At 33.0% G+C, this 12519-nt stretch carries 8 protein-coding genes; 4 read left to right on the top strand and 4 right to left on the bottom strand.

What is annotated here, in order from left to right:
• Complete coding sequence (gene alr, locus HNV10_RS03375; RefSeq protein WP_173299904.1) at window positions 1-1107, bottom strand: alanine racemase; 1107 nt, start codon at window positions 1105-1107, stop codon at window positions 1-3.
• Complete coding sequence (locus HNV10_RS03380) at window positions 1100-1747, bottom strand: thymidine kinase (RefSeq protein ID WP_173299905.1); 648 nt, start codon at window positions 1745-1747, stop codon at window positions 1100-1102. The genes alr and HNV10_RS03380 overlap by 8 nt, the downstream gene beginning before the upstream one ends.
• 91 nt (window positions 1748-1838) lie before the next feature.
• Here HNV10_RS03380 and HNV10_RS03385 point away from each other — a divergent pair, with 91 nt between their 5' ends.
• A complete protein-coding gene (locus tag HNV10_RS03385) occupies window positions 1839-2591 on the top strand; it encodes a hypothetical protein (RefSeq protein WP_173299906.1) in 753 nt (250 codons plus the stop codon).
• Here the strand turns inward: HNV10_RS03385 and HNV10_RS03390 are convergent.
• Window positions 2588-5980 carry a DUF7933 domain-containing protein gene (locus tag HNV10_RS03390; RefSeq protein WP_173299907.1) on the bottom strand — a complete coding sequence of 1131 codons (3393 nt, stop codon included), beginning with the start codon at window positions 5978-5980 and terminating at the stop codon, window positions 2588-2590. The two genes, HNV10_RS03385 and HNV10_RS03390, sit on opposite strands and share 4 nt — an antisense overlap.
• Window positions 5981-6141: 161 nt before the next feature.
• On the opposite strand from HNV10_RS03390, the gene rsmI reads away from it, so the two are divergent.
• The 3 genes from rsmI (at window position 6142) to HNV10_RS03405 (ending at window position 7818) form a co-directional block, all read left to right on the top strand.
• Window positions 6142-6816, top strand: a complete 675-nt coding sequence (rsmI, locus tag HNV10_RS03395; RefSeq protein ID WP_173299908.1) for a 16S rRNA (cytidine(1402)-2'-O)-methyltransferase — start codon at window positions 6142-6144, stop codon at window positions 6814-6816.
• A gap of 1 nt (window position 6817) precedes the next feature.
• On the top strand, window positions 6818-7162 hold the full coding sequence (locus HNV10_RS03400) for a HopJ type III effector protein (RefSeq protein WP_173299909.1): 345 nt from the start codon (window positions 6818-6820) through the stop codon (window positions 7160-7162).
• 83 nt (window positions 7163-7245) lie between these two features.
• Window positions 7246-7818: a uracil-DNA glycosylase family protein gene (locus tag HNV10_RS03405; protein ID WP_173299910.1), complete on the top strand. Its 573-nt coding sequence runs from the start codon at window positions 7246-7248 to the stop codon at window positions 7816-7818.
• A gap of 126 nt (window positions 7819-7944) precedes the next feature.
• Here HNV10_RS03405 and HNV10_RS03410 read toward each other — a convergent pair whose 3' ends face one another.
• Window positions 7945-12519 (bottom strand): TonB-dependent receptor plug domain-containing protein, encoded by a 4575-nt coding sequence (locus HNV10_RS03410; protein ID WP_173299911.1) that lies wholly within the window; start codon window positions 12517-12519, stop codon window positions 7945-7947.

The raw sequence follows: 12519 nt of genomic DNA on the forward strand, positions 1-12519 counted from the left end.
TTATGGCAAAAAAATACGTTTAACACGTTGAGAAACAGCGGTAATAATCTCGTATGAGATAGTTTTAGCCTTTTCAGACAAGTTGCTTGCCTTGTATTTAGAATTGAAAATAATTACTTCATCTCCTTCTTTACAATTAACATTAGAAATGTTTACCATAATCATATCCATACAGACATTTCCAATTATTGGTGCTTTTGTACCGTTGATTACCACATAACCGTTGCCGTTACCGTAAATTCGGTTAATACCATCTGCATGACCAATGGGTATGGTTGCTGTACGTTCTTTTCCTTTTGAAGCATATGCTCTATTATATCCTACAGTTTCATCTTTTTCTATACTATGTATTTGAGAAATAACAGATTTTAAACTCGCAATGGGCTTTAGGTTTTTATCTTCTTCTACAGAATTTCCAAAACCATAAAGACCAATTCCGGCTCTAACCATATCAAAATGTGCTTTAGGATAATTGATAATACCAGAGGTATTACATAGGTGTAACCATGGGTTATAGCCAGATATTTTTGCGAATATTTTTGCTATAGTTTTAAATTTTTCAATTTGAATATTAGTAAAATCAATTTCATTTAAATCTTCGCTAGCCGCTAAATGAGAGAACAAAGATTTTACTTTTATTGATGTTGAATTTTTAAGTTTAGAAACTATAGTATCAATTTCATTTTCTTCAAATCCAAGTCTATTTAAGCCTGTATTAAATTTTATATGAACCGGATAATTTTTTTGAGACAGCTCCTGTGTAATTTTTATAAATTCGTCTAACACATGCTTACTATAAAGACTTGGTTCTAAGCAATAATCAATAAGTGTTTTAAAATTTATTGATTGAGGATGAAGTACTAAAATTGGTGTTGTAATACCAGCATCTCTTAAAGCAACACCTTCTTTTACATAGGCCACGGCAAAATAATCGACTTTTAGTTTTTGAAGATGTTTGGCAATTTCTACAGCATCACTTCCGTAAGCAAAAGCTTTAACCACAGCTAAAAATTTGGTTTGTGGTTGTAATTTAGATTTTAAGTAATTGAAATTATGGGTAAGCGCACTTAAATCAATTTCGAGAACAGTTTCTTGAGCTTTAGACATCTCGTTTTTGGTCTTTAGAATCTATTTCTTCAGCATCTTTCACTTTCATTTGTCTTACTTTATCGCGTTGCATACTTTTATAGTAAGCGGCTCGACTTAAGGGCTCGTATTCATCAACCTCACCAAGTAAAACTAAATCGTCACTTAAGGCTTTTCTATAACTGTATTGCGCTAAATTCCCTGTTTTTGTACAAACTGCATGCACTTTGGTTACATACTCTGCAGTTGCCATTAAATTTGGCATTGGTCCAAACGGATTGCCTTTAAAATCCATGTCTAAACCAGCGACAATAACTCGTATGCCTTTATTGGCTAAATCATTACAAATTCTAACAATTTCATCATCAAAAAATTGAGCTTCATCAATACCAACTACATCACAACCATCTGCTAAAATAGGAATATTAGCAGCTGCTGGTACAGGTGTAGAGCGAATTTCATTAGCATCATGAGAAACTACCATTTCTTCATCATAACGTGTGTCTACTGCAGGTTTAAAAATTTCAACCTTTTGTTTTGCAAATTGCGCACGTTTTAGTCGTCGAATTAGTTCTTCGGTCTTACCTGAGAACATCGATCCACATATGACTTCAATCCAGCCAAATTGTTCTTTCTGATTTACTGTATTTTCGAGAAACATTTTGTAATTTTAGCACTAAACCGAAGTGTATCTTCGTTTTTATAAAGGTCTCGCAAATTTATTAAAAATCAAAAGTAAAACTTACGAAAAGATGAAAAAGAAATTAGAATCAGAATTAGTTAGCATAGCACATAGGATTCTAAAGCTGAAAGGTAAAGAAGATGTAGATCAATTACACGCTGAAGTTTCTAAACTTTATGAAAAGTTGACGGTTTTGAAATTCGCTCAAGAAAATTTTGAAGAAACAATGCCAACTATAGGTCACGACTCTTCGTTTTTTGGCATGTTAGATGCTGCGTTTAACAATAAAGTTAGTGATAATGTAGAAGTTGAAGACCGAACTTATATTAATGTAGATGAGGTTGAAGATGATGGTATTGTAGAACCTGTAATGACTAAAATTAAGGATATGTTTGAGCATATGCCTAAAGAAACAGAACCAAAAGATCCAATATTAGAAAAAGCTTTAGCGCAAGAAGAAGTACCAGCAAAAACTATTGAGTTTGAAACTATAACCTCTGGTTTTGAAGCGATGCCAGAATTTGAACCTATTGAAGAGGCTAAAAAACGAGAAGCCGAATCCGCAAAAAAATCGTTAAACGATAAGCTAAAAGGAAAACGCTTAAATATTGGACTCAATGATAAATTGGCTTTTATTAAGCATTTATTTGAAGGGAAAAATGAAGATTATGATCGTGTAATCTCTCAAATAAACACCATGAATTCTTTAGAGGAAACTAAACAACTTATTATAGAAATGGTAAAACCAGATTATAATAATTGGGTTGGTAAAGAAGACTACGAATTGCGTTTTATGGAATTGGTTGAAGGACGTTTTAGTTAATAATTTAAATAAACATAACCCACAAAAGCATCATTAAAACCATTGATTTCTAGTATATAGAAATACGTACCAACAGGTAATAAATCTGAGCTTTTTAAAAGTCCCATGTTTGCTTTACCATTCCATGTATTTGTATAATTATTGGCTTCATAAATTTGTGTACCATAACGGTTATAAATCTTAAGCGTATTATTAGAATAATCTTCAATACAAGGAATTACAAAGTAATCGTTTGAGTTATCATTATTTGGTGAAATCCCTTGTGGAATGGTTAAACAATTATTGATGTCTACAGTAGCGTCATCCTCGTTATTATTTAAATCTCTATCTGGCTCATTAGTACTATTTAGAAATGCAACATTGGTTAAATCGGTTGAAGAAATTACTCTTGCCGTTAAGATTAAAGTTGCAGATGTATTAGCATCTAGATCTGGGATTGTCCAAATAAGCGCAGCATCATTAAAATTACCATAGCTTGTAGTAGCAGATATAAACTCAAAACCTTGTGGTAAGGCATCAATAACTTCTATTAAAGTGGCAGTTGTGGTACCTAAGTTGGTTGCCGTAATTGTAAAATCTACATTTTGACCATAAAAAGCTTCTGTTGGTTCAACGGTTTTTAAGATTTCAATATCAATATCAGAAGTATCCACTGTAACATTAAGTGTAGCGCTAGCTTGAGATGTATTTATATTGTTATTGTTTGTAAAGTTTTCAAAATTATTAAGATAACCTCCAATAGTGTTAGAAGTTACCATTACAGAAAACGTGCAACTTTCAACACCATCAGGAAAAACTAAATCTTCAACACCAACAAAATCGTCTCCTACGTTTCCTGCAAAAGTAGCTGCACAACCATTAGATTCCACCCAACTTGGTATGCTAGAAAGTATAATGCCAGTTGGTAAATTATCTGTAAATGAAATGTTGCTTTGGGTAGGGTTTGAAGCCACATTATAAACTGTAAAAGTTAATTCACTTTGTCCACCTTCGATAATAGTATCTGGTGTAAATGTTTTTTGTAAAACTGGTGCAATAACTTGTACACTGTTAATAGAAATATTAGACTCTGGCGTTAGCTCTTGGTTGTTTGTAGCATCTGGTATGGCTTCAGCAATATTATTATAAGCACCTCCAAAACTTGGAGCAGAAACCGGGATACTAATTCTAACTGTAGAGCCAGCTTCCATGGTTGGTATTGTTCCTGTTATAAAATTGCCAACCGTACTAAAACTAGTCATACAAGTTGCGTTGCCAGATGTGACTGTACATGTTGGGTCTCCAAGGATTGTAAAAACAGGATTTACAGTGTCTTCAAAAAGAACATCTACAGCATCAGAACTTGTGGTACTGTTACTAATATCAACAATCCAATTAAATGTTTGGTTGATATCTACTTGGGTAAATTCAGGATAGGTTTGTACTATTAAATCTAAACAAGGTGCAAAATAAGTGTTAACGGAAGCAGAATTGTTTCCAGGATTACTATCCACTAAATCACTAACATAATCAACTTTAACAATGTTGGTACCAATTATTGCGTTAAAAGAACATTCTGGCAACCAATCTATAGTGACACTAAAAGTTACGGAACTGTTAGCAGGCAATACCCAATTATCTTCTGCTGTAATTTCCCAAAAAGTGTCAAAATAACCATCTTCTGTAATGCCATCTAGAGTCACACCAATGTTTGAATTATTTATAGTAAAACAAGATGCTGTTCCGGTTGTTTCAACACATTCTAAGTTGGTTAAAGTTGCTAAAAGTTGTGGGTCGTCATTAGTGAGAATTGGCATATAATCTTGTAACTCAATAATACTATCTTCTTCACTAATATTACTAACGGTAATTTCATAGGTAATTAATCCCCAAGCAGCCGTATTTGCGCTTGAGCTTCCGGCAGGTAATTCAGGGTATACTTGCGTCTTAGTGACTATTAAATCATGAGATTCTTCTCCTCCACAAGGAACAGTTGGTATTGGGAGTTCAACAAAATTAGAAAAGTAATTATTATCAATGTTGCTATCTAATAATTGGGTATTTAAAATATTGGTAGCGCTTCTTACATTTACCATAATTGGTGAATCTCCACAAGGTTCAGAAAATTGAACTATGGTTTCTATGGTAATTGTTGTGTTTGGTTGTAAGACAAAATCGTTACTTGTCCAAAGTTGACCATTATCAGATAAAGTGAAGTCATTACAATTTACTGGGCCAGTAGTGTTTAAGCAATTTATAGATATAATCTCCCAATTTACAGTTGTTGAGAGGTTTTGAAAAAAGAAGCGCATAGGAGTTTCTACAGAACCACTATTGCAAACCGTAGTTTCAAAAGTAATGTCTTGGTTATATTCTAAATCTACCGTAGTATCTGGGTTAGTTTGTACAGTTTCAATACATATATCAGTTTGTTCGCAAACTTCTGCCAATAACAAATTTGTGGTTACACTATTAGAGTTTATTGAAGTAATATTTGCTGTATTCAATTCTATATTAATAATGCTATTTACATCAATTGGTAATGGATTTGTTGAGCAAGAAAAGTTAGTGTATCTATAAACCAATTGAAAAGTAATACTTCCTCCAGAAGTAATTACATTATCGTCATCACTAATAAACATAGAACTGGTAGAGGTGATAGTGTCCGAGATACCATTAAAATCAGTTAAATCTGGGCATACAGTTCCATTGGTTGTTTCAATACATTCAATCGAAATAAATTCAGCAAAAGGTTGACCGTTTGCATTAGGAGAACTTAAACTTAATTTGCCTTTTATAGATGAAACCGGAAAATCAATAACACTATTATTTGTGATGGTAAATTGATACGTTACCAAATCTCCCCAAGCACTAATTGCAGTGCCTTCTACAGGATTAATTTGAGTGTGCGTTATTGAGAAATCGACAACAACATCTAACACATCAATAGATATAATGGCTTGATTATTACTAGTATTTGTATCTTGTGTATTTGTTGGTGGATTTACTGTTCCGTTTGCGGTAATACCTCCTAAATTTGTTGGTGCTGTAACTAAAACTAACAACTCTACGCTAGAGTTATTAGGCATGGAAGCAATAGAAGCGGTTAAAACATTACTTATAACGTCTATATTTGAGAAGTCAGATGCACCTGCATTACTATTTTGCGAATTATAGGAAAGGATGGTAATATCTGCATCAAAATTTACTGAAATGCTAGCATTATCAACAGCGTTTCCAGAATTTAAAACGGTAACTACATATTGAAAATCTTCATAAATATCAACTTGAGAAATTGCAGTACCAGTTAAATCTTGGGCTTCAATAGCAATAGACAAATCTGTAGTTTGACTATGTAATTGTAATCCTAAAAGAAATAAAACCAATAAGCAGAATGGTTTTCCAATCATAAAATAATAGTTTTGATTAATGCAATAATCTCAAGTATAGAACAAGTAAGTTAATAATTTTCCTACTTAATTCTCTAACTTATTATAAAGATGCTAAATATCCCAAATGGTTGCGTTGATATATTTAGAAACATTGTAAATTTGAAAAGAAACTGCATACAATGAGTAAACTTTACCTGGTTCCAACACCAATAGGAAACTTAAAAGACATGACTTTTAGAGGAGTCGAAGTGCTAAAGGAAGCTGATTTAATTTTGGCTGAAGACACTAGAACTTCTGGAAAACTTTTAAAGCATTTTGAAATCACTACGCAAATGCAAAGCCATCATATGCATAACGAGCATAAAACGGTGAATCATTTAATTGAAAAACTAAAAGCCGGATTAACAATTGCCGTAATCAGTGATGCTGGTACACCAGCCATTTCAGACCCAGGATTTTTATTGGTAAGAGCATGTGTAGAAAACAATATTGAAGTCGATTGTTTACCAGGAGCAACAGCCTTTGTACCAGCTTTGGTAAATAGTGGTTTGCCAAATGATAAGTTTGTTTTTGAAGGATTTCTTCCTGTTAAAAAAGGGCGTCAAACTCGATTTTTATTGCTGTCAGAAGAAACTAGAACCATGATTTTTTATGAAAGTCCACACAAATTAGTAAAAACACTTGGTCATTTCTGCGAATATTTTGGAGAAGACAGACCAGTTTCAGTTTCGCGTGAAATCACTAAACTCTACGAAGAAACCATAAGAGGAACAGCAAAAGAAGTTTTAGAACATTATACCAACAAACCACCAAAAGGCGAAATTGTTATTATTGTTGGCGGAAAAAGTAAATAAGATGACTAAAATCGAATTTAAAAATAAATTGAAGTCGAATCCAGAAGCGATTAAATTTTCTGAAACGATGGCCATAATCGAGAGCTATTACAAGTTTACGCCAACGGCTTTTACAAATGGAACTCTAGAAAATGCAGAAGGACAAAATTCAGGATCTTGTAAATTGTTTGCCTTTGCTATAGAACAAAAACTAACAAAAGAGGAAACTTTAGCATGTTTTGGTGAACATTATTTCGAGGATGTTTTAATTAACCCAAAAGGCATTGGTCACCAAAACATAAGAAACTTTATGTATACTGGTTTTGAAGGATTAGACTTTAAAGCCTTTCCGTTAAAAAAGAAGTAACTTGTAGTGTTCTGAATTTATTTACTGTAACGTCAGTTCGAGTGTCAAGCTTTTTTGCTTGACGTATCGAGAACCAAATTAATATGGAAGAATTACTTCGCAATATAAGCCAATGTACTACTTGCAAAGCTCACCTTCCGTTAGGTCCAAGACCAGTTGCTAAAGCGCATATTAATTCTAAAATTGTAATTATTGGTCAGGCACCAGGAACAAAAGTCCACGATTCTGGTATTCCTTGGGACGACCAAAGCGGAAAGAAATTAAGACAATGGCTTAATGTCACAGATGAGCAGTTTTACAATACCGAAAATTTTGCCATTATACCTATGGGATTTTGTTATCCAGGAAAAGGACAAACAGGCGATTTACCTCCCAGACCAGAATGTGCACCACAATGGCATGATGCATTATTTGATAAAATGCCAAATGTGGAGTTGGTAATTTTAATTGGCGCTTACGCTCAGAAATACTATTTAAAAGATAAAGCGAAACGCACATTAACAGAAACGGTTGGAGATTACAAGGAATATTTACCAAAGTATTTTCCGATTCCGCATCCATCACCAACCAATCGATTTTGGAGGAGTAAGAATCCTTGGTTTGAGGAATTAGTAGTGCCTATTCTTCAGAAGAAGATAAAAAGCATATTGAAATAATTAAAATTTTAATCTAAAAAAAACCTCACCATTTCTGGCAAGGTTTCAATCTAATTTATCTAAAAGCGGAGCGCTCTAAAAGTCTAACAATATAGATTCCTGAATTCGCAGGAATGACAAAACCATTTATTCAGCAATCTCAAGCACAGTCCCAGAAATCCAAGTTTTGTCTTCATCACCATAATAAAGATAAACAGTACTTGCAGGTGCTTGGTAATTTCCAGCGATATCTGCTTTTAAGTCGAGTCTAATCTCTTTGGTTTCTGAAGCTCTAAATTCTCGCCAATAAAAGACTAAATAGTTATCGAAAATTTCATAATAGGCTACTTTATTTTCTTCTAGAGTCTTTTTAAGTTGCCATGGTTGTGCTGTGGTGCCTGATGGTAGACCTATAATCGCTGTCGACATGGCAAGTGGTTCTTTTTTTGTATTGGTAACAGCGATATTAAAACTTACATTATCACCAACAGCATAAGCTTTATCTAAAATAGTTGTTTCTAATTCTAAAGGACAAATCTCAGAACTATTAGGTAAAGTACTATCCCATTTTACATTTAAAGAATATGGGAATTCTGCTTTTGGGTTATTGAATTTAACCGTTACGTTTTGTTTTCCACTTGTTAAGTAAGATTCAAAATCACGAATCGCAATTTTACCATCATTAGTGATTTCTAATTTTCTAGTTAATGATTTCCCATTCACAATTAACGTGATGTTATCATTCTCACTTATCATTTTTTGTTTCTGCTTTTTTGTGTAATTAATAAGTGCTTTTAAAGCCATTGCAGTGGCTTGGGTAGAACCAAATCTGTTGTGTTTTCTTTGTTTTACCAAATAATCGATGCCTTCCGCAATTAAAGTTTCATTTGGAGTGGTTTCATCCATTAAAGCTAATAAAGTCAATGCTGTGGTTTCTATGTTTTTTGATTCTCCATAAGAACGTGTAATCGTATTTTCTACAGGAAGTTTTTTTAATCCATATTCAGCGATATTACTCTTAATTTTTTCAATAAGAACTTTGGCCTTTTCTATCTGATTTAGGTTAAAACTGGTCATAGTTAGCAATGCCATTTTATAGGTGTCGTTACTTTGAATGGCATCGTTGTAAGCTGTGTTATATTCCAGTGAAATATCGGCATCAATTTTAGCTTCACTTAATGCATAAACAATATAAGCATTTGCAACATCTGATGGCGAACTCGCAAAACTATCGTAACCTTTTTTACTCTTTTTAAAGCCACCTTTTCCGTCTTTTCTGCTTAGTAACCAATCGACCGTTCTCTCAATCATTTTATCATCTACGCCTTCATACAATTCTTTCATTTCAGTAAATTCTAAAATACCATAAGCGGTTAAAGTTTCGTGAGGAGGTGTGTGTCCAAACCATTCAAATCCACCTTGAGAGGTTTCAAAACTGATTAGTCTTTTGTATCCTTTTTTAATAAAATCTAAGGCTTTAGCTTCAATCTCAGGATTACTTTTTCCGGCTTCTTTCAAATATTTTAAAACCATAATATTTGGATAAGTTGATGATGAAGTTTGCTCAAAACAGCCATAAGGTTGGCGAATTAAAGATTCTATACCATTCATAACATCACCAACAACATCCGTATAAATATTAAACTCTGTTGAAATAGAATTCTTTACAGCATGGTTAATGTCAAACTCAAAACTTTCAGATTTTGAACCAGAAATAGATAATTCCGTTGGGAAGTAAGGACTTAAAATTGTGGCTTGTTTTTTCACAATATCCTTATAGTTTTCAGATGTTGCACGTATTGTAATTTCTACCTCTTCGCCTTTTTCTATTGGTGTTACTTTTATGTTTTTGGTGATGGCACTTTTACTTTCAACTTTAATATTCTCATCAAAAGATTCTGCTAATTTTAAGTGTTTTGGAAGCTGAATTTTTAGATTTGTTTGAATTGATTTATCAGTATCATTTGAAATTGTTACTGGTAGCGAAATGGTATCGTTTAGCACCATATAATTGGGTGCTTTAAAATCTACATTCAACAATTTTTTAGTGGCATATAACTGATCTTTTTTGCCAATAAGTCCATTAAATCCAATCCCTTCAGCCATAATTTTAAAAGAAGTTATAGCATCCGAATTATAAAACTCAAGTTCTGCAATACCTTCACTATTGGTTTGTACAACAGGATTCCAATATATGGTTTGTCTAAAATCGGTACGTTCTTCAGGTAGACTCTCACCTTCATATTTTGGCATATAAAACGTATTTGGCGTATTGGTATAAACAGGACTATTGTTATAAAATTGATGGATAGCGTAGTTGTTGAATTTAGCATTATTCAGTTTCTTTTTGTTACCATAACTTCTAAAATCTCGTCCACTTTTTGTGTTAATAAGTATCACACCATTTGCACCACGACTGCCATAAATGGATTGTGCAGCCGCATCTTTTAAAACAGTAACACTAGAGACTTGTTGTGGATCCACATCACTTAAAGCAGATTGTTCGTAAGGCACACCATCTACCACAATTAAAGGCTCAACGTTTCCAGATACCGAACCAAATCCTCTTATTCTAATGGTTGTTGGGCTTCCTGGTTGTCCATTTGCATTAACAATATTTACACCTGCAACGCGTCCTTCTAAAACATTTAAAATTGAGTTCTCATTAGTAGAAATATCTTCTGCTCTAACCTGAACAACAGAACCTGTAAGTGATTGTTTTTTCATAGTGCGATAACCAACAACAACGACTTCATCTAGGTTACTACTATCTTCTTCCAAATTGATTGCCACGACTGCTTTTTCTTTAATAGGTTGTTTTAAAAGTCTTTCGTTTTTTGAAAATTCCTTAAAGCCATCCTTATTTTCTACAGCGTTGTTTTGAGTCTGATTGTTATAATTTCCCTTTTTAAATTCAGTTTTTTCAATGGTTAAGTTTTCACCATTATCTTTATAAGCCATTAATGTAAGATGAATGTTTTTATCATATTTGAATAAAAACGAACCATCTTCAGCCGTATCAAAAACTAAAACCTTGGTACCAAAACTATCAAATAGTAAAAGGTGTGCTTGTGTTGGCTTTCCTTTTTTATCTAAAACCACACCAGATTGGATGGCACTTTGTTCTGGAATAAATTGCGCATTCTCCTTGGTAACCGTTGGCTTATCAATATAGGTTCTCCAACCTTGTGCTAGCATTAAATAATCTAAAGCTTCCTTAGATTTTGGTTCTTTAGGGTTTAGGTAAAAATCGGGTTTATGAATCTTTCCTTTGAGTTCTGATGAGAGTAATAAATACGATAAAATATGGTCTTGTTTATCGTCTGCAAAAGACAGTAATTTGTTATCTGCAATAGCAATAGATAAGTTGGCAGGAATTGGATTATTGTTATTATCACAAGTCTTAACCACCAGTTTTACTTTTTCTCTGGTATTGAAGTCTTCCTTTTCTAAACTCAAATCTATATTGAGTTGTTTGTGAGGATTTAGAAATACCAAACGTTCTGCAAAAGTACTGTCGTAAGCATTTTTTATGCTGAATTTTGAAATTCCGATTGGAAAATCTTTAGTATCTAAAACCATATTTTTTTGGTTAGAAATCGGTTTTTTAAGAAGTAAGCCACTTGCGTTTGAAACTTCTAGAAACAAATCTGTTGAATAGGTTGAAAACAGATTGATATATGTTTTTAAACTATCACTCACCACTGAAAAACGAACACCATTTTCATAAACTTTTGGAAGTGGAATTAATTCATCTGACACAAATGGTTCTGTTAGTTTTGCGTAATATGTTTTGTTATTTAGTGCATTAAGATTGAAGCTTCCCATGCCATCGTGAAAACTTTCAAACGTTGAAACCACAGCATTATTCTCATCTAAAATATCACCTTTTACGTCTACAGGTTTTCCGAATTCGTTAATAGCTTTTAGTGCTACTTTGTTTAAAGTGCCAGCGACTATTTTTCCGCTCTCTGGTAAAAATTGTAAATCAATAGTATTTAAAACCACAGGAACCGCTCTAGAAATAGATTCTGTTGTGCCTTTATAATCAACCAAAACGTTTAAAACAACATCAGAAGATTCTAAAGTATCTGGAAGATTAAAAGTGGGTTTAAATTTTCCTTCCTCATTTGTGATTGCAGATTCGGTTAAAATAATGTTGCCTTTTACACTTACTGTAAATTCGATTTTGGTATTAGAAAGTGGATTGTTTTTTAAATCTTTCGCTTCAAAATTAGAAATGACTTTAGATGATTTTCCGTAACCTTCTTTTTCAAATTTTAAGTTTAAAAGTAGATTTGGTTTTACCACTTTTTGAACTGTAATTTTTTTAGTGAAGAATGCTTCATCACCAAAATTATTCTGCCAATTGGTATAGCATTTTAGCGTGTAAATACCACCAACCCAATTTTTGTCAATTATAAAATCGCCATAAGCATACCCTTGTTTTATACTGAGTGTTAGGGATTTTACAACGGCACCTTTTGGCGAGATTAATTCGGCATGCATTATGTCACTTAATGTAGAAATGGTATTGTCTGCCCCAACCACATAAGATTTAAACCAGATGGTTTCACTAGGAAAATAAAATGGTCTATCCGTTTGGGTATAGATTTTTTCTAAGGGATTCTGTAACGATTTGTGGGCTTTAAATGATAATAAAGACAAAACACTAATAGCTACAAGTATCAAAATTTTGGTATGTTTTAGTATACGTTTCAT

It is taken from the genome of Winogradskyella litoriviva (genome assembly GCF_013249065.1).
GTDB lineage: Bacteria > Bacteroidota > Bacteroidia > Flavobacteriales > Flavobacteriaceae > Winogradskyella > Winogradskyella litoriviva.